This is a genomic window from Winogradskyella sediminis (genome assembly GCF_003387355.1).
Taxonomy (GTDB): domain Bacteria; phylum Bacteroidota; class Bacteroidia; order Flavobacteriales; family Flavobacteriaceae; genus Winogradskyella; species Winogradskyella sediminis.
This window is the reverse complement of sequence record NZ_QUNH01000001.1, coordinates 1,402,978-1,423,994: the sequence shown is the minus strand read 5'-3', so window position 1 is coordinate 1,423,994 and position 21,017 is coordinate 1,402,978. Positions and strand designations below refer to the sequence as shown.

Below are 21,017 nucleotides of genomic sequence, written 5' to 3'. Positions count from 1 at the left end.
AGCCTAACAAACCAAAAACCAGGCATTCAACAATTCCGCTCTATTATACAACATCCGTTCTTTGGTATTCCAATCTATTACCTCAAAACCAGCATGCTCACAAATGGCTTGCCCAGCTGCGGTATCCCATTCCATGGTTGGCGCAAATCTCGGATAACAATCCGCTTGTCCTTCGGCGACCATACATAGCTTTAATGAACTTCCTTTAGAAATCAGGTTTACATCACCATGTTTTTCTCGCATTTGATCAATATAATCATCTGTTTCTGGAGATCGATGTGAGCGACTTGCTACAATAGTGAATGTTTTATCTGCTCTTTCTAAGGGTAATTTACTGCCCTGTTGTACTAGAGTTTCTACATTATAATCTTCCAATTTTACTTTGACTTTAAAAGCTCCCATTTCTGAAGTTGAAAAATATAGATCGTTTAAAACCGGGACATAAATAACACCAATAACTGTTTTTTGATTCTCGACCAGTGCAATGTTTACGGTAAACTCACCATTACGTTTAATAAATTCTTTAGTGCCATCGATAGGATCTACAATCCAAAGTTGCCTCCAGTCCTTTCGTTCTTCATAAGGAATTGACTTCCCTTCTTCAGATAAGACAGGAATATTTGTTGCTTTCAAGTGCGACATAATAACGTTGTGTGATGCGATATCTGCTTTGGTTAAAGGCGAATCGTCACCTTTCAGTTCTACTTGAAAATCATCGGAATGATAGATGTCTAGAATTGCTTTTCCTGCTTCTAAGGCTGCTCCGATTGCTATTTTTAAATTATTGTTCATATATTAAAACGTAAGTATAAGATTCTCTTGATTGAAAAACACCCCTAAAGTCCCCTCAAGGGGACAATACTCCACTACAAAATGTAGTTGTTAAATAATCATCCCAGCACCAATGGTTTCATTGGTTTGTTCATCTATAATAATAATACTTCCGGTTTGACGATTTTTCTTATAGGCATCATAAAATATAGGCTTAGCGGTTCTAATAGACACCCTTGCTATATCATTCATTTCAACCTTATCAATACCTTCTATTCTATGCAAGGTATTAATATCTATTTTGTATTTTAATTCCTTAACCATACCAATAGATTCATTAGTTGTGTGTTTAATGACCACTTTGGTACGAGCCTGAATTGGTTTTGTGCTCATCCATGTCACTAACACCTCTAAATCTTGACTGATTTCTGGCACATTATTCTCGCGCACAATCATATCTCCTCGGCTATTATCTATTTCATCTTCCAAGGTCATCGTTACCGACATTGGTGCAAAAGCTTCTTGAATTTGCTCTCCGTTAAGTTCAATCGTTTTAATTGTAGAGACGAATCCCGAAGGCAAGGATTTTACTTTATCGCCAGGCTTAAACACTCCGCCATCAATACGACCAGCGAAACCTCTATAATCTTGGTTTTCTAATGTATGAGGACGAATTACCGATTGAATTGGGAAACGGCAATCGACCAAATTATGATCGCTTGAAATATGCACGGTTTCCAAGTGGTACATCAGCGTACTCCCTTGATACCAGTCCATGTGCTCTGAACGATTCACCACATTATCGCCATTTAAAGCCGAAATAGGAATAAACTGAATATCTTTAATGCCCAACTTAGACGAAAACGTCTTAAAACCGGAAACGATGTTATTATACACCTCTTCACTATAATCCACCAAATCCATTTTATTCACACATACTATGGCATGCGGGATACGTAACAACGACGCAATAAAAGCATGACGATGGGTTTGCTCTAGCATCCCTTTTCTAGCATCTATTAGTATAATGGCCAAATTAGCTGTTGATGCACCCGTCACCATATTACGCGTGTACTGTATATGACCAGGAGTATCTGCGATTATAAATTTACGTTTTGGAGTGGCGAAATAACGATACGCTACATCGATGGTAATGCCTTGTTCGCGTTCAGATTTTAAACCGTCTGTAAGTAAAGACAAATCCACATAATCAAATCCTTTTGATTTGCTTGACTCTTCCACAGCATCTAATTGATCTTGAAAAATTGATTTACTATCATACAATAAGCGTCCTATTAGTGTACTTTTTCCGTCATCTACACTTCCGGCTGTTGTGAATCTTAGTAATTCTATGTCTTGGTATTTCATAATGTTTTTTGTTGCATTTTAGTAGGTCTTATACTCATAAGACTACTCATAACTTCATATTGTTTTTTTATTTTCTAATTTTCATTTTTTGCTTGATCAAAAAACGAAACAAAAAAATCATAACTGAAAATTATTTTCCTAAAAATTTCTTTTACTACGGCACAAAAATGGTCTGCCGTTTTCTTAAAATCACTTAAATTTATATTTATAATATGTTTTCATTAATGTAATCTATTTCCTGATATTTTTGTTTACCCCCTTCGCTTCAAATCATTTTTTACGTAAAATAATTGTTAGGTTGTTTTGGCATTTGGTAAAGTTTGCAACTCATTTTAAAACAACATAAACAAACCGTTCCTATTGTTCAGCCGTTAAATTCTTATAAAAATTCAACCTTAGAATAGCACTCAAAAAAGTCTATATTCTAGGTTCTAACCTCTATTTTCTTATGTTTTAAAAGTACCCTTGTTTTTTACGATCTTCCATGGCTGTTTCTGCACGTTTATCATCTGCACGTCCTCCACGTTCTGTCGTTCTCGTTGTTGCAATTTCTTCAATAATCTTATCTAAATTATCTGCTTCAGATTCTACGGCTCCCGTAATTGGCATATCTCCACAAGTACGATAACGTATGGTCATATTCACCACCTCTTCATTTTCCTTTAATTTAATAAATTCTGAATTTGCTAAAATCACACCATCTCTAACCACACAATCGCGCTGATGTGAAAAATACAATGATGGTAACTCAATATTTTCTAATTTAATATATTCCCAAACGTCCATTTCTGTCCAGTTAGAAATTGGGAATACTCTAAAATGCTCACCATAATTTTTACGACCGTTGAATAGGTTCCATAATTCTGGTCTTTGATTTTTAGGATCCCATTGTCCAAATTCATCTCGGTGCGAGAAGAAACGCTCTTTAGCACGTGCTTTTTCTTCGTCACGTCTTGCGCCACCCATAGCAGCGTCTACTTTATATTCTTCTAAAGTATCTAATAACGAAACAATTTGAAGTGAATTACGCGAGGCATCAGCACCAGTTTCTTCTTTAGCACGTCCTTTATCAATCGCTTCTTGTACAGAGCCTACAATAAGTTTTACACCAAGTTTTTCAACCAAGGCATCTCTAAAAGCAATCGTCTCCGGAAAATTGTGTCCTGTATCAATATGAATTAAAGGAAATGGTATTTTTGCAGGAAAGAACGCTTTTTTTGCTAAGTGCGTCAACAAAATGGAATCTTTTCCGCCTGAAAATAACAATACTGGATTTTCGAATTGTGCAGCAATCTCTCTTATTACAAAAATAGCTTCCGATTCTAATTCTTTTAAATGATTAATTACGTAATTACTCATGTTTTTTATTTTAATTTTTGAATAATAAAGTCTAATATAAGCTGAACAGATTGCTCAACAGATTGATGATCTGTAACAATTTCGATATCTGGATTTATAGGTGCTTCATATGGTGCAGAAATACCTGTCATATTCTTAATTTCTCCTGCTCTTGCTTTTTTATACAAGCCTTTTACATCTCTACGTTCGCATTCTTCTAAGGACGTGTTCACATAAATTTCAATCACATTATCGTCACCTACTATTGTTTTAATAGCATCTCTGTCTTTTATATATGGAGACACAAAAGCCGCTAAGGTCACAATACCTGCATTCACCATTAAGTGTCCAACTTCGGCAATTCTCCTAATATTCTCAGTGCGATCCTCTGGAGCAAAACTAAGGTCTTTATTGATACCTTGCCTCATATTATCTCCGTCTAAGCTAAACGTTGAAATCCCCTTTTTATGAAGTTCCACTTCTACTAAATTTGCTAAGGTAGACTTCCCAGAGCCAGACAAACCTGTAAACCACAATAAAAAAGCGCGATGCTTATGCAGCTTCTCGCGATCCTCTTTTGTTACCTTATAAGTATGCTTCACCGTATTTAGACTCATAATTTACTTTGTTTTTCTAACTTTTCTAATTGTTTTCTTTTATTCCTTTTATCTAAACCAAAATCAATACGATACCAAAGTTTCTCGTGACCAAAATACAATAACATTTTTGTTAAAACCTCAGCACTTCCAATTTTTAATCCTGTTAAAGGATTACCAGTCACTATCCAACCCAAAACAATGGTATCTATTGTACCAACAGCACGCCATGAAAACGTTTTGAGTACATGACGTTTGTTGGATGAGGCTATTTTTGATTTAAACCAAACGCGTTCGTGCAAATAATACAACACCATTTTGGTTACTAACTCCATAAACGCTATCTGAGACCCCAGCTTCATATCACCAGATATCAACCATGACAACAGGAAGGTATCTAAGGTTCCAATGATGCGCCAAGTTATGGTTTTGGCGATATGTCGTTTGCTAATTTTCATTTGTATGCATTGTAATTTATTTTACAACAGTTTCTTAACACAGTACTCTACTCATTTAATAGAGTATTTGAGTGTTATTTTGCAAATCTAAAATAAAATCTAAGACTATCTTAATGTAAATGAGAAATAAACCATAGACATATTGCTATTAGAACATCATCTCAACATTTTACTCTCGTATTAGTCTATTAACTTATCTAGTTCATTGATATTTTTTAAAATAATCACTACCTCAGCATTTAAAATACATTTTGAAAAGTACAAGCTTAATACAAACTACTTATCAGCCACTCTTCCTAACAGCACACAATCCACTACATTACAGATACTTAAACCACTATATTCATCATAAGCACGTCAATTTTAGTAAAATAAACACAGAACCAAAAGCGACATTACATAAGTTACTGATTAACAAGCATCAAATAAATAAGCCCTCAATTCCTTAATGTAAGGTTAATCGTTTCGTAATACTTAAGTTGTATTGTTCAAAAAATCTTTTATTATATTTGCCAACCCTCAGATTTACAGCACTTATGGCTTGTTTTGGCTTTTTAACTTTTAATAACATATTATATTGTTGTACCGTTATAATTTGTAAGTGTTTTCCTAAAAAAAAGCATTTATAACCTACATTTAGATTTAAAAAATTAGAAACAAATTAACACATGAAACACATTTACGTATTTTTAATTGCTCTTTTTATTGGGAGTTTTGGGTTTGGACAGACTACAATTGCTCAGCAAGATTTTGAAACCTCACCTTCAGCTCCCGTTTTAAACTTTACGAATTCGGGAGGGTCCAATTCTACTGGTTCAGGATCTCACCCTATTGGAGACAATAATTTTGTCTCTGGCGCTAGAGGTTGGGAAGTTAACAATGGTACATCTACTGTAACATTCTCTTCATTGGATGTCTCTGTATACACTAACATCGAATTAAATTTTAGATTGGCCTCTTTTTCTGGATCTAGTGGCAATGGAGCCGATAATTCTGATGAAGTTTTAGTTGAAATAAGTTTAGATGGAGGGTCAACGTTTTCAAAAGAATTGGAAGTTGAAGGTAACTCTAATGCTAGATGGTCTTTTGACACAGGAACAGGAATTGCTTCAACAGCATATGATGGAGATGATAATCAATCAATTTTTGTACCTTCATCAGGCAACAACACGACTAATGGATACACTTATGTAAGTATTACCGATATTACAAGTTCTAGTGAGTTAGTTGTTAAGATTACAATGAATAATAATTCTAGTAATGAATATTGGATTATTGATGATCTAGAAATTTCTGGAATAGCCACATCTGGACCAGCCAACCCTGACACTTTTACAGCAACAGCTATTTCTACATCACAAATTGATATAGCTTATGCTGATAATGCCGAAGAAAATGATATCATTATTGTATTTGATACAGATAACTCCTTTACAACTCCAAGCGGTGCTCCTGCTACCGTAGGTAATACTTTTGCTGGCGGAACCGTAATATATGATAGTAATGGTTCTGGAACTTTTAACCATACAGGTTTAACTGAAGGCACAACCTATTTTTATAAAGCTTATTCTTATGATGGCTTTGAATACTCTTTTGGGTTAAGTACAGACGCAACTACACCAATAGCCTGTCCAAGTATCACAGGGTTAACAATAGATAGTTTTACTGATGTTGAAGCTGTAATTAGTTGGACTAATGGAACTTCAGAAGAAGCATGGGAAATTATTGTACAACCAGATGGAACAGGAATATCTCAGTCAACTTCTGGTTCACCTACAATCCATAATCCTCATACTGAACTGGGGCTATCTCAGAATACACAATACGAAGTATATGTAAGAGCTAATTGTACAGCAAATAGCAATGGCTATAGTAATTGGGTTGGCCCTGTTACTTTTACAACTGAAATCACACCTCCACCAGGTAGCACATGTAATGACCCAATAGATTTAGGCACATTACCTTATACAAGCTTAGGCCAAACTACAATTGGATTTGGTGATGATTATTTTGGATCACCAGGAGCTTCTGGTTGTGGATCTACTAGTTCATATTTAAATGGAAATGATATCGTATATGCTTACACATCCGATGAAGACGGTACTATTAATATTAATTTGTCAAACATTACTGATAATTACACCGGTGTTTTTATTTATGATTCTTGTGCTGATATAGGCTCAATTTGCCAAGCTGGAAATGTCACTGGATCTAGTTATGCAGATTTAAATATTGAATTATTTCCTGTTACAAATGGACAAACTTACTACATAGTTGTTTCAACTTGGGCTAGTCCACAAACAACAACTTATGATCTTTCTATTACTAAAGGGACTTCAAATCTATCGGATATAATAGAAGCTAATTACGATGAGCCAGATAATATAGATTATACATTATATAATACACCTAGTATTCTTAATGTAAGCAATGCCATAAAAATTGGAGAATTTACAATTCAAGATGCTGGAGACGAACTTAGCGATTCTGATGCTGTAGGAACCATATTAACAGATATTTCGTTTACAGTTGCTGGTTTCGAGAATATTGCAGCTTTAGCCCTTTTTGATGGATCCACAAACCTGTCTGAAGAAACAACGGTTACAGCAACAACAACATTTACTGGCTTAACTATACAGGCAAACGACGATTTATCTAAAACTTTTGCCGTTTACGCAACGTTTAAAAGTTCGGTTACAGATAACGAACAAATACAATTAACCATTAGCAATGCAATTGCAGACCCAACGGGTTCTACTTTTGCCACTGCAGATGCTGGAGGAGCATTAACTTCAATATCAGGAGATGACAACCGTATAGAAGTTACTGCAACAGATTTAATCTTTAACCAAGATGTCTCTGAGACTATTGTAAATACAATAATGTCTCCATCACCAACAGTTTTGGCTGTTGACGCACAAGCTAACATAGACTTAGATTTTACAGGAAGTATTACATTAACATCATCTATAGCTGCTATCTTTGATGCTTCCGCAACCACGTCTGTTAATGCTATAGCTGGAGAAGTCACCTTTGATAATCTTATTTTCGATACCATTGGCACTAATTATAATCTAACCGCTAATTTTGGATCTTTAAATAATGATACTAGTAGTTCATTTGATGTAATAGCCGTTCCTGTTGGACCTGTTTCTATATGGTCAGAACCATTTACAGATAATTCTCAATACAATGTTACTATGGGCGCTGAAGGTTATGATGGAAATTCTGATTATTTTCAGATAACAGATGGGTCTGATATTGGTAAAACATATACTGGTGGAAATGACAACTTTTTTGCGGGTCAAGATATCGATGATTCTGGTTGGACAGGAAGTTCATCTCCTAGCCAATTAACATGGACAGACATTGATATTGAGAATTATACATCCTTAAATTTTAGTGGTTATTTTGCTTCAGTCGGAGGAGGGATAGACGCTAATGACTATATACACATAGAATACAGATTAGACGGTGGAACTTGGACAGATTTATTAGCATTTGAAAATGACGGGAATACATATAACACTAATTTCTATGAAGACACTACTTTCAATGGAACTGGAGATGGCACTCAATTATCGAGTACATTTACAGAATTCGTTAAATCTATTCCGACAACAGGCCTTTTATTAGATTTAAGAATTACAATAGCGATAAATTCTGGTAGTGAAGATATTGCTTTAGAAGATTTCTCTCTAGAAGGTGAATTAGTTTCAACTTCAACCACTTACACCTACACTGGAACTTGGTCTCCAAGCAACCCTGACGGCACAGCGACTGCTAATGATGCTATTGTTATTACATCTGGTAACGCTAGCATTTCATCTGACACGGCTATTAACTCCGTAACGGTTAATCCAGGCGCTGCTTTAACAGTTGATGCTTCAACCACCTTAACCGTAACGGATGCTGTTACTTTAGAGTCTAGCTCAACGAGTTATTCCAGTTTAATCTTAGATGGTGCTATCTCTGGTACGATCCAATATGAGCGCCATGTTAACGGTAATGCTGGATTAGGGGACACTAACGCAATCGGGGATAATGATTTGGTTACACCACCTCTTTCTGGTCAAACTTTTGGTGCCTTTGCTGCTGCCAATAGTAACTTATTGTCTAATCCAGTAGATGCTACAGAGAAAGCATTCGCTATCTTTGACAAAACCACTGGTGATTATGAGAATTATAATACAACAGCTAACGCTTCTACACAATTAACAGCAGGTACAGGTTATAGAGCTGCCACATCTAACACCGCAACACTTGTCTTTACAGGTAGTGCTCATACGGGAGATATCTCTATGAATATTAACCATTCTGGACCAAGTTATCAAGAATGGAATTTAATCGGTAACCCTTACCCTTCTTATTTAGATGCGGAAGCCTTTTTAAACTATGAAGTGGATACCGGTGTAAAAAATATAGATTTATTAGGAGACACCTCTGGTATCTACGGCTATGATGGAAATTCAGAAAATGGCTGGGATATTATAAACCTTGCTAATGCCTCTGGAAGACTTATAACTCCAGGTCAAGGTTTCTTGGTCGGTGCGGATGCCGCAAATGTAGCTTCATACGATTTAGAATTTACAACGTCTATGAGAACCATAGGTAATAGTGATGATTTTATTGCTGGTCGTGATGCGAACACCTTAACGTATTTAAAACTTAACGCCAGCACTGCTACAGAAATCTATACCACGCAATTTTACTTTAATGCTGCAGCGACTCAAGGTCTTGATGCTGGATATGATGCTACCATTTGGGGAGGCACAGCTCCTAATTTTGCTTTATTCTCTCATTTAATTGAGGACAATAATGGTTTACCTATGGCATTACAAGCTTTGGATGTCACTGATCTTTCAAATGTGACTATTCCTCTCGGTGTCAATGCCAACCAAGGCGAACAGTTAACGTTTAGCATTAACGCTTCTACATTACCAAGTACTGTAAATGTATATTTAGAAGATAATGTAGCCAACACCTCTACTTTATTGAATACAACTGACTATATACTCACACCGAACACGGCACTGAATGGCACTGGTAGATTCTACTTACGTGTATCCAACAGTACATTATCTACTATAGATAACACGCTAGAGCATTTAAGTATTTACACGAATAAAACGGACAAATCAATAGTGGTTGCGGGTCAATTATTAGAACCAACAACGGCAACTATTTATGATGTTCAAGGCCGTTTAGTCTTGTCGACATTATTACAAAGCACTGAGCGCTCTCAAGCCATAGATGTTAGTGCATTAAACACTGGTATTTATGTCATAAAGCTACATAATGCCTCTCAAAACAAAACGCAAAAAGTGATTATAAGATAAGCCTTTTTATAATTTACTTACCGTTTTTAAAAAACGCGCTAAAATTTATTTAGCGTGTTTTTTTGTTACCAACATATCAAATCATAATAAATTTAACGTTAAAACAACAATTTATTAACACGAAAACGTTTTCGTGAATTAAGTTGTTAAATAAGTCACTTATATTAGATACTGTTTACAATAAACTAATACTCTACAACGACTTTATTATGAATCACAAGGCTTTTTGTACCCAACTTATTTGCACTATACTTATAGCATTTCTTTCAGGTTTTGCTTATGGACAATCGCATCATACTATAACTTTCACTGGTAATGCTAACGATTTTAATGATGCTGAAAAAATATATGGTGGCAATGATGTTGATTATTATGTCACTTATGATGACACTTACATGTATTTTGGCGCCTTTAGGGTGAATGGATCATTTTTTGGGAGCTACGACCATTTTACCATTTATTTAGATACCGATCCTAAATCGGATTTAACTACAGGAAACGGAAGTACAATAGGTTTAAACTGGGATAGTCAAACCCCAACCATGCCCTTTAATGCAGATCATAGAATTGCTATTAGACATAACGCCTTAGGCGAATCTTTTCATCATAAATTTACTGGAGCTACTTGGGATGACCAAACCAGTGGATCTACCTCGAATTTTAATCAATACACTACAAGTACAGCTCTTGAGATACGCATTCCCTTAGCCAATATAGACGCACCTAAAGGGCTTTATTTTTCTATGTACATGTCGTATAATGGTGGCTTTTTTGCAACTAATGATATTAACTATCCAATTTCAGTCTCAGGAAGTACGTTTTCTGGATATTTCGGTGGCATAGGATTAACCGTATCGGGCTGTAACCCTGTTACTCATCAGAACCAACCTATAGAAGATGTGCTAGTAAATGCTAATCCAGTTGCCAATACCGCATATGCATATATTGACATTGATGACGGTAACTATAGCGTTACTGGAGATATTTCCTTGGCTTCTGGTGGCACTGGCTATATCGCTGCAGGAAGCTCCTTGACCATCGATGGAGATTTCAACAATGCAGGTCATTTTGAACTTCAATCCTCTTCTATTTCGTATGCTAGTTTTATTCCTACAACCATCTCAGGAACCATACATTACAAAAGACATGTCAACGGAAACAGCATCTTAGGTGATGTCAATGCTATTGGCAATAATGATTTAGTATCGGCTCCTGTAATTGGTCAGTATTTTGGTGACTTTGCTGATGCGAATACCAATTTATTATCAAACCCATCTGATGCCACAGAAAAGGCCTTTGCGCCCTTCGATAAAAATACTGGAGATTACGAAAATTACAATACGGTAACCAATGCACTTACAACAATAGAAGCTGGTGTTGGTTATAGAGCCGCAACTAATGATACGAACACTTTAACCTTTAGCGGCACAGTGCAAACGGAAACTGTCCCTATAGACATTATAAATTCTGGACCTGCATATGCAGCTTGGAATCTTATTGGGAATCCATATGCTTCCTATTTAAAAGTACATGATTTTTTACAATATGAAGTGGCTTCGGGTGTAAGAAATATTGATTTATTTGAACCTACTACAGCGGCGATTTATGGTTATGATGGTGATGCAACAGGTACTGGTTCAAGTGGGTATACCGTCTTAAACTTAGCCAATACTAATGCTAGCACGACTATTGCGCCTGGACAAGGCTTCTTAGTTAGCGCTAAAACTTCAACAGTAGCGATCCATGATATTTTATTTACACCAGACATGAGAACTAGTGGGATGGCTGACGATTTTATAGCTGGACGTGAAGGTAATCCACTTACCAACCTAGAATTAGAACTTTCTACGAATTCAAAAACATTTGCTACTAATTTTTACTTTAATGAAAACGCCATGCTTGGGTTAGATCCTGGTTACGATGCAGCATTTTATGGATCGATACCTGATTTTGCATTGTACTCGCACTTGGTTCAGGAGAGTGAAGGCATGCCCTTTTTATTACAAACACTTGGTCTCACGGACTACGAAAACACAACGATACCTTTAGGTATACATGCTAGCCAAGGAGAACTATTAACTATTCGTATTTCCGAAAACAACTTACCATCTACCGTGAGCGTGTATTTGGATGATACCGTAGCCAATACATCTACATTAATTACCAATAGCAACTTTATATTTACACCAGTCACTAACTTAAGCGGAACGGGTCGATTTTATTTACGATTTGAGAACACAACCTTATCAACGGTCGATACGACTAAAAACCCTATAAATATTTATCACAATCCCGGTAAAAAAACTATTGTAGTTACGGGTGTATTAAAAGCGCCTACTAATGCGGTAATTTACGATATCAATGGCCGAAAAGTGAGTTCAATCGTTTTAGAAAGCAACAGTGAATCACAATCCATAGACGTTTCAAAATTCAGCTCAGGCCTCTATATGATACAACTTATTGACGCTGTACAAATTAAGACTAAAAAATTAGTGATACATTAAAATTATATAGTATATTAAAAGGAAAAATGCCAAACCGTTATTCGGTAATGTAAATTTCAAAATTTTTCATATATGATATCCTCTTTAAAAATTCCTTATCACACTCATTAAAAGAAAATAATTTAAAGGTAATTAAACCATAAATTCATTTATAACGTATATATTAAAGAAAAGCATCATACGATATAAATGTATCTAGATGAGAAACCTATGTCATTTAACAGATAACTATATTGTTTCGTAGAATAAATCAGGATTAAATTAAACCTTTTCGTATTATTACTTTTTTAAATAAATAAATTTATTATTTTTGAACTCAAAATTTAGGGCAAAAGCCATGAAGAAAGATAACAACTTAGATAAAATCACTCGTAAAGAAGCCATTTCTAAAATGGGTAAATATGCTGCATTAACAGCAGTAGGCACATTTGTGATTTTAAATCCACTTAAATCTCAAGCGCAATCGGTACCGCCTTCAGCAGGTGGCGATCCATTCTCTTAAGATTAACTCTTAATATTTATTTTGAACTCTAATTTAGCACCAACATTTAAAAAAATGTTTGGTGATTATTGGGTCTTGTGGTATGCTATATCTAATAGTTACAGCGTTGTAAGTTTAGAATTCGAAGGCCTATTGGATATTTATTTGTCCTCTAACAACTATAATACGTTTTCTTCTGCCTTGCCTATAGAACTTAGTGCAGCTGAAAAAAAGGACATTTCTGAATCGTTACTTAATTACTTAGAAAGCTGCAACCAGCCTTACGTTTTACCAGATCAGGATACTATTGCGTTAGACACTGCTTCTAGGCAAATTTCAAAGCTATATGCATTTGAAGATAAAACTATTCAAATACACTACAGCTCTGAATCCTTATTAAAAACCATTCATCCAGCCATTGCTAATTATTGTAAACCCTTAAGCGACATCAATGATGTTACATTTGATATTCATTTGTACAATGACCAGTTATGTCTATTTAAAAATGAAACATTAATCACTGCTGTACCCAAAGGCGATTACCATTTGGTTCAAGGTAAATTTATTATGCACCTTCTTTGTGAATTACACGATATAGAAGAGCAAGACTGGATTGGTACACTTCATGGTTCAACAATTACAGATGGTGAATCTTCTATACTCTTTATTGGAAAGTCTGGAAAGGGAAAAAGCACATTATGTGCTTTGTTGGCTGCTCATGGTTTTCATTTATTAGCCGATGATGTTTCGCCTCTACACTCTAAAAATCAACATCTCTATTACAACCCTTCCTCTATTTCACTAAAAGAAGGGGCATTTAATTTGTTAAAACCTTTAGTGCCTAATTTTGATGAATTGCCAATTGCAGAATTTAATAAGATTAAAGGTCAGTTAAAGTATTTGCCTAGTACTAAGCCCGAAAAAGACCACTATCCATGTCAGGCCATCGTGTTGGTTAACTATACACCAGATTCCGAAACTATTTTGGAGGACATTTCGGTTCAATTTATTTTAGAGACCTTGATTGAAGATTCTTGGTTATCCCCAAATCCTAAACACGCTGAACAATTTATAAATTGGCTGCACACATTACCTCTATTACAGTTAACTTACAGTACTACACCCGACGTACTTAGAGAAATTTCAACATTATTTAGACAATTACCTTATAACACATAATAGGGTGCCATGATTAAAAGTCTATGAATAATTCAACTAGTACATTTCAACATATTGCACATATATTAAGTTTTAAAACGACTCATAAACAATTAGAGTTAATGCTTAAAGCTCCCTCTTTTAATTGGGAGGCCATAGTTAAAGAAGCTAGTCAACACTATATTATACCAACAATATATTGCCGATTAAAAGCAAAACATCTCTTACATTTACTACCTGAGGATTTAATAAGTTACCTAGAATATATAACAGATGAAAACAGAAAAAGAAATACTGTTATCCTTGCACAGACAGAAGAATTATCTCAACTTTTTCAATTACACAACATTGAACATGTATTTTTAAAAGGTGCAGCACTTTTAGCTTCTGGGACCTATACGGATATCTCAGAACGTATGATTGGTGATATAGATATATTGGTTAAGCCAATACATTTAAAGCGCGCTTATAAATTATTACTACAAAATGAATATAAATCTAGAGCTATGACTTTAGGGGCAGATTTTTTTGAACACAAACATTTACCTAGATTAGAAACTACAGTCACAGATACCCGTATTGCTGCTGTTGAAATTCATAGAAAATTATTCGTTTCATATAAAAATCACGAATTAGAACCAGAATCGATTTTTAATGAGCAGAGATATCAAGAATCTATATACTTACCTTCGCTGAAGCACCTTTTAATGCACAATATTCTTAATCATCAAATAAATGATCATGGCGCCCTTTACAATAATATAAATTTCAGATCTGCATATGACACCATTTTATTACTTCAAAATTATCCTCAGCCAAATAAATTATATCAGTATAATATAATTAAACGCTATTTTAATTATATAGGTTTATTTTTTGAAGAAGTTGGAATGTTAATGGATGTTAAATCAAATATTTACACCCATTTTTATTTATTTAAATTAAGACACCGTAAATTTCAGAAAAACTGGAATAAACTATTGCGGATTGGATACTATATTCCGATTCTGTCCAACAGGTTCTGGTTGTTTTTATCCAATAAATCCTATAGAAAAGCAATAATGACTGACAAAAAACGGGTATTTACTCATTTAATATCCATTTTAAGTAAAAAATAAATATATTTTAATTATAATTATGATAACTTTATATCTATTATTTGTTTTATAATTGATAAAGTTTACCTTTGAACAAAATAATTTTAGAATGAAAAAATTAATTTTAATAACACTATTAGTTTCATTTAGCATGTCTTCTTTTGCACAACGTAACAGTAGAGCAAATAATGATTGGTACGTAAGTCTAGGCGTAAATGCCATTAATAGTCTAGGAACTCAATCACCTTTTAACAGTCCAAGTGATTGGGCTTTCCATTCTCCAATTTCTGCAGCAATAGAATACAATTGGAGTGATCAATTTGCGATAGAACAATCTATAACTTTTAATGGATTTACAGAAGATCACGTTATTGATGGAGTTAATTTAGAGGAAGATTATTCTTATTTATCTCTCGATACTAATATGAAATTTTATTTTGATCAATATATATTTCCAAATTTTAATTGGATAGAGCTTCATGCTAATGCAGGTGTTGGTTTTTTTCATGTGGATGAAACTAACATTTCAGCTAATATTGGTGGAGGTGCTTTGTTTTGGTTAAATGGGAATAGAACTTTTGGTTTAAGAGTTCAAACTACAGGTAAATTTGCCTTTAACCATCCTGAAAGCGGTTTTGACAACAATCACTTTCAACATCACTTACAAGTTGTGTTTAAGTTGTAACAAACGAATATTTTTATATAAAAAAGGCCCGATAGAAATAATATTCTATCGGGCCTTTTTTTATTGAAGTGGACTATTAGATTAACTGTCTTTTAATATTTTTTCAAAATATTTGATAGTATGTCCTAATCCTTCTCTTAACTGTACTTTAGGTTCCCAACCATTTAATTCCTTCTTCGCCAAACTAATATTAGGTTGACGCTGTAATGGATCATCTTGAGGTAAAGGCAAATAAGTTATTTTAGAGTTAGAATTAGTTAAATCTATTACCTCTTTAGCTAATTCTAGCATGGTAAACTCTACTGGATTCCCAATATTTACGGGACCAACAAAACCATCTCTACTATTCATCATTCTATGCATGCCCTCAACTAAATCATCAACATACTGGAAACTTCTAGTTTGAGTACCATCACCAAAAATAGTAATATCATCACCTTTTAAAGCTTGAACGATAAAATTTGAAACCACTCTACCATCTTGAGGGTTCATATTAGGCCCATATGTATTAAAAATACGAATGATCTTAACATCTACAGCATTTTGATTATGATAATCCATAAATAAAGTTTCAGCACATCGTTTTCCTTCATCATAACATGAACGTAAGCCTATTGGATTTACGTTGCCCCAATAACTTTCAGGCTGTGGATGTACAGATGGATCACCATACACTTCGCTAGTTGAAGCTTGCAATATCTTTGCTCCAACGCGTTTTGCCAATCCTAACATGTTTATGGCTCCCATAACAGAAGTTTTAATTGTTTTTATTGGATTATATTGGTAATGAATAGGGGATGCAGGACAAGCCAAATTGTATATCTCATCTACTTCTACCATGTAAGGATTAGTGATATCATGCCTCACCAATTCAAAATAATGGTGATCCATTAAATGTTCTATATTCTGTTTAGATCCTGTAAAGTAATTATCTAAACAAATAATTTCATTACCTTCATTTAATAGACGTTCACAAAGATGTGAGCCAACAAAGCCAGCGCCACCAGTTACCAGTATTCTTTTCATAAATCAGTTATTTTTAATATTCAAAAATAAGATATATTTTTATTTATCTGAATTTAAGCTAAACTTAAAATTAAGCATTTGTTTTAATAGCTTAAAAAGTACAGGAAATTGAGACTTAAATTCAGAAGGAGTTTCAATAAAATTTTCAAGTAAAACAGCAAAAAACTCATACTGATTGGTATACGCATAAGCTCTAAAATATTTCGATGCAATTAAATCTTGCCTTACTGATTCGTTGTGTTGTAAATACTCCGTTAAATTTTTAAACCCACGATTAAAAATTAAACTACTTATGTCGCTTTTGCGAGAGGCATTCAAATGTATGGCATGTCCGAATTCGTGAATGCCTAAGTTTAAATTATCATCGCCAATTTCATAACCATGCAAGAAGTCCTCCCACGAAAAAACTATTGTCTTTAAACGCGGATTTATTTCCCCTTTATGATAGGCTTTATTAATTTGAGAATAATACACCTTTGGATATAATACCACGATTTCAATGATATCTAAATGGTAATTTTTAAATCCGAAACACAGCATTGTAGCCGTGGCTGCAACCTTAACCTTCATTTGATCTGTAACCACCAATTCTTGTCTACCAACAAATGTATTCTTATCGATAAACGCGGCTACTCTGTGTTCAAACTGGCGTTTATCTTTAGGTGATAATGTTCTGTAGGTGGCATTCTCGCTTTTTAATATCGCTCTTTGGTTTGAAGTTAAACGGTTAAGTCGGAAAAAACGATTTGTAAATAGTGGCTTGTTAAACACGGTGGCATAATACACCTGAAAAATCTTTAGTATTCGATATAATATGAACAAGATAATCCCAAAAACAAGTAGCGGAATCACACTATTTCGTACCATCTCCCATTCATACTCTTGCATTGTTTGTAACACCATTAATACGACCAATTAACAGTTACCGATTGATGAATTTTGCAAAGCATCAGCGCTATGATAGTTAACGAATAAATCATTCCTAAATATAAAGCAACATTATTATTTTCAAACTTTATAATTAGAAATATTTTAATAATTATAAAACTCAACGTGTATATATGCCTGTAAAACAAAAAAAGTAAGTATGCCATTAACACATACTTACTTTTTTAATTCGTTATCTTTCGATGACATTATCTACTATGGGAAGATTCCGCGTTGCACATAAGCTTTTTCTATACGCTCAATTGCGATACAAAACGCTGCTGTTCTCATATCTATACCTTCACTCTTAGAGTACTCATAAACTCTATTAAACGATCCATTGAGTTTTTTAGTAAGCTTCTGTAAAACTTCTTCAAGATGCCAAATCTCACCGCTTCGGTTCTGTAACCATTCAAAGTAACTTCCAATAACTCCTCCTGAGTTACAAAGTATGTCTGGTATGATAATAACTCCTCTGTCTAATAATATTTTTTCACCTTCAACATTTGTTGGACCATTAGCTCCTTCAGCAATTAATTTTGCTTTAATTTTTGAAGCATTTTCTTTAGTTATTTGATTTCCTAAAGCTGCTGGAATACAAATATCACAGTCAATTGAAAAGAATTCACCTTGATCAACAGGCTTAGAGTTTGGATAATTTAAAATAGTACCATTGTTAGCACTATTATATTCAAAAAGGGATTGAACATCCATACCGTCTTGATTTTGAATACCACCTTGCGCATCTTGAACACCAACTAGTTTTGCTCCATCTTTTTCTAAGAAATGAGAAGCCCAATACCCAACATTTCCAAATCCTTGAACAATAAACTTCTTACCGTTTAAATCCATATCATTTTTATCGGCCCAAAATTTAATGGTTAAATACACACCAAATCCGGTTGCTCTATCTCTACCTTCTAATCCTCCACTTCCGTCAGGTTTTCCCGTTACCACATGCTGATTTGCGGAACGCTGTGCAGGTGGTCTTGTACTCATATAAGTATCAGCTATCCAAGCCATGGTTTGACTGTTGGTATTTACATCTGGAGCAGGAATATCGTGCTCAGGCCCAATATTGTCTGCCAATGCGTAGGTAAAACGTCTTGTAATACGTTCAATTTCAGATTCTGAATAAAGTGAAGGATCTATTTTAATACCACCTTTTGCTCCACCATATGGCAATCCTGCTAAAGAGGTTTTCCATGTCATCCACATAGCCAAAGCTCTTGCAGCATCTAAATCTACAGTAGCGTGGTAACGTAAACCACCTTTATATGGTCCTAATGCTCCATTATGCTGAACGCGATAACCCGTAAACACCTCAACTTCGCCATTATCCATTTTTACAGGGAAATTGACTAAAATTTCATTATTAGTAATACTTAATATTTTTCTAATATTAGGATGAAGATTAATGTGATCTGCAGCACTACTAAATTGCTCCATCACGTTATCCATCATGCCTTTTAAAGGCACTTTTTTATTTTTTATCTTTGAAATACTTTTTGAATTTCCCATTTACAACCTCTTATTTTTGGAATTACATATTTTTACGCAGCAAAAATAACATTTTTCGCAATATAAAGCGCTGATATTATTAAATATCTAATCGGTAATTGAACAATAAGAGACTTCTGAGTAAAATCAGTATCCTTTATCTCATTTACATCTCAACTCTATGGCCAAATTGCAGTTATTAGATTAAAAAAATCGTCTAATAATTATAAGCTTTAGGACCACAACCCTATTTTTTAAAACCAGTGGCCATCATAAAATGCCTAGATTAAATATATAAAGATTCTGTAATACTATTAGCCTTCACTTACAATAGCGTTATTTGATGCCGAACGTAAAATGATATACCCAATAATTGCAGAGATAAAAGAGCCTATTAAAATGCCTATTTTAGCAGAATCTATATATTCTGGTGTAGATGCAAATGCTAAACTGGCTATAAAAATCGCCATAGTAAATCCGATACCTGCAATAAAAGACACCCCTAGAATGTGCTTAAAGCTAATATCTGATGGTACTTCAATCAGTTTAATCTTTTTAGCTAAAAATACGACGAGGCTAATACCGAGGCCTTTTCCTAATACCAAACTGATTACAATATTAATTACTAATGCTAATTCAAGATTCTCTGAACCCGCAATTAAAACTCCGGCATTGGCTAAGGCAAAAATTGGAATAATAAAATAAGCCACCCATCCATGCAAATTATGTTCTAAATGCTGTAATGGAGATTGAAATTTTGATGCCCAATCCTCTAAATCATCCATATGCTGTATTTGTTCTCTAGAAAGAATTGGTTTTTTAAGAACACTAGCGTTTTTAATATCGTTGTAAACATTTTCCAATTGTTCTAAAAATGTTGACGTCACAATTTTTTGCCTTATCGGTACCGAAAATGCCAATAATATACCTGCTACAGTAGGATGAATTCCAGACTTTAGGAATAAGAACCAAATGACTACTCCAAAGAAAAACATAAGAAACTTAGAATACACTCCTCTATAAGACAAAATATATAACACGGCTAACATAACTATAGCAATAACCAATAAGGTCATATTGATATTACCACTATAAAACAGCGCAATAACTAATACAGCACCAATATCATCTACAATAGCAAATGCCGTTAAAAACACCTTAAGACTTAAAGGAACACGATTTCCTAAAGCATTTAATATCGCTAAAGAAAAGGCTATATCGGTTGCCATTGGTATGCCCCAACCTTTAGCTGTATCAGGATTTTGATTAAGTACAAAAAAGAAAATTACAGGCACTAGCATACCACCTAATGCTCCCACCAAAGGAAACGCAATTTTTTTAGGGGAATTGAGCTCACCGATTAAAAGCTCTCGTTTAATTTCTAATCCAATAAGAAAAAAGAATACGGCCATTAAGCCATCGTTAATCCATAAAATTAGTGGTTTTTTAAACTCAAAGGTTTCCGTTACAATCCCTATATCATATTGCCATATTTCTCTATAAATATCACCATATGGTGAATTTGCCCATACTAAAGCTATTAGTGTAGCTAGCAGTAGTAAAATACCACTAAAACTTTCAATTTTTACGAATTTTTGGAATGGTGTGAGAAATACTTCTTTTATCATATAAGTAATTTAGTTGCAAAAACGATTAACTCCAAATATAAGGTTTCAGGTTAAATTAGCTTTGAGATGACTTTCAATTTAATGAATATTTAACGTAAAAAGCACATAGCAGACTCATACCTAAACGTGTTGTGCTTCAAC

Annotated in this window: 15 protein-coding genes; 6 read left to right on the top strand and 9 right to left on the bottom strand. The window is 34.3% G+C overall.

The genetic code is table 11. The annotated features are described in order from the left end of the window. Positions 1 to 3: 3 nt before the first annotated feature. The 5 genes from cysQ to C8N41_RS05940 all read right to left on the bottom strand — a co-directional run bounded on the left by cysQ (position 4) and on the right by C8N41_RS05940 (position 4,531). Positions 4 to 792, bottom strand: a complete 789-nt coding sequence (gene cysQ, locus C8N41_RS05960) for a 3'(2'),5'-bisphosphate nucleotidase CysQ (RefSeq protein WP_115838558.1) — start codon at positions 790 to 792, stop codon at positions 4 to 6. 90 nt (positions 793 to 882) lie between these two features. Further along, the gene (locus C8N41_RS05955) at positions 883 to 2,139 is read right to left on the bottom strand and encodes a sulfate adenylyltransferase subunit 1 (protein ID WP_115838557.1); all 1,257 of its coding nucleotides are present in this window, start codon (positions 2,137 to 2,139) and stop codon (positions 883 to 885) included. A gap of 453 nt (positions 2,140 to 2,592) precedes the next feature. Further along, on the bottom strand, positions 2,593 to 3,498 hold the full coding sequence (cysD, locus tag C8N41_RS05950; RefSeq protein WP_115838556.1) for a sulfate adenylyltransferase subunit CysD: 906 nt from the start codon (positions 3,496 to 3,498) through the stop codon (positions 2,593 to 2,595). A gap of 5 nt (positions 3,499 to 3,503) precedes the next feature. Continuing rightward, a complete protein-coding gene (gene cysC / locus C8N41_RS05945) occupies positions 3,504 to 4,094 on the bottom strand; it encodes an adenylyl-sulfate kinase (RefSeq protein WP_115838555.1) in 591 nt (196 codons plus the stop codon). Beyond that, on the bottom strand, positions 4,091 to 4,531 hold the full coding sequence (locus C8N41_RS05940) for a DUF2061 domain-containing protein (protein ID WP_115838554.1): 441 nt from the start codon (positions 4,529 to 4,531) through the stop codon (positions 4,091 to 4,093). The genes cysC and C8N41_RS05940 overlap by 4 nt, the downstream gene beginning before the upstream one ends. Positions 4,532 to 5,199: 668 nt before the next feature. Here C8N41_RS05940 and C8N41_RS05935 point away from each other — a divergent pair. From C8N41_RS05935 to C8N41_RS05915, 6 genes are all read left to right on the top strand, one after another. Further along, on the top strand, positions 5,200 to 9,870 hold the full coding sequence (locus C8N41_RS05935; RefSeq protein ID WP_115838553.1) for a T9SS type A sorting domain-containing protein: 4,671 nt from the start codon (positions 5,200 to 5,202) through the stop codon (positions 9,868 to 9,870). Positions 9,871 to 10,079: 209 nt separating this feature from the next. Then, the gene (locus C8N41_RS05930) at positions 10,080 to 12,374 is read left to right on the top strand and encodes a T9SS type A sorting domain-containing protein (protein WP_115838552.1); all 2,295 of its coding nucleotides are present in this window, start codon (positions 10,080 to 10,082) and stop codon (positions 12,372 to 12,374) included. Positions 12,375 to 12,711: 337 nt separating this feature from the next. Beyond that, a complete protein-coding gene (locus tag C8N41_RS16910; RefSeq protein ID WP_170137093.1) occupies positions 12,712 to 12,876 on the top strand; it encodes a hypothetical protein in 165 nt (54 codons plus the stop codon). Positions 12,877 to 12,897: 21 nt separating this feature from the next. Beyond that, positions 12,898 to 14,034 carry a hypothetical protein gene (locus C8N41_RS05925; RefSeq protein WP_147298934.1) on the top strand — a complete coding sequence of 379 codons (1,137 nt, stop codon included), beginning with the start codon at positions 12,898 to 12,900 and terminating at the stop codon, positions 14,032 to 14,034. Between the two features lie 23 nt (positions 14,035 to 14,057). After that, positions 14,058 to 15,131 carry a nucleotidyltransferase family protein gene (locus tag C8N41_RS05920; RefSeq protein ID WP_115838550.1) on the top strand — a complete coding sequence of 358 codons (1,074 nt, stop codon included), beginning with the start codon at positions 14,058 to 14,060 and terminating at the stop codon, positions 15,129 to 15,131. Positions 15,132 to 15,219: 88 nt separating this feature from the next. Continuing rightward, positions 15,220 to 15,795 carry an outer membrane beta-barrel protein gene (locus C8N41_RS05915; protein WP_115838549.1) on the top strand — a complete coding sequence of 192 codons (576 nt, stop codon included), beginning with the start codon at positions 15,220 to 15,222 and terminating at the stop codon, positions 15,793 to 15,795. Positions 15,796 to 15,876: 81 nt separating this feature from the next. Here C8N41_RS05915 and C8N41_RS05910 read toward each other — a convergent pair whose 3' ends face one another. From C8N41_RS05910 to nhaA, 4 genes are all read right to left on the bottom strand, one after another. Continuing rightward, positions 15,877 to 16,821: a UDP-glucuronic acid decarboxylase family protein gene (locus C8N41_RS05910; protein ID WP_115838548.1), complete on the bottom strand. Its 945-nt coding sequence runs from the start codon at positions 16,819 to 16,821 to the stop codon at positions 15,877 to 15,879. Between the two features lie 39 nt (positions 16,822 to 16,860). Further along, positions 16,861 to 17,709, bottom strand: a complete 849-nt coding sequence (locus tag C8N41_RS05905) for a zinc-dependent peptidase (RefSeq protein ID WP_249033245.1) — start codon at positions 17,707 to 17,709, stop codon at positions 16,861 to 16,863. Between the two features lie 255 nt (positions 17,710 to 17,964). Continuing rightward, a complete protein-coding gene (locus C8N41_RS05900; RefSeq protein WP_115838547.1) occupies positions 17,965 to 19,269 on the bottom strand; it encodes a Glu/Leu/Phe/Val family dehydrogenase in 1,305 nt (434 codons plus the stop codon). Positions 19,270 to 19,562: 293 nt separating this feature from the next. After that, entirely contained in the window at positions 19,563 to 20,876 is a 1,314-nt protein-coding gene (nhaA, locus tag C8N41_RS05895; protein ID WP_115838546.1) for a Na+/H+ antiporter NhaA, read from the bottom strand. Positions 20,877 to 21,017: the final 141 nt, after the last annotated feature.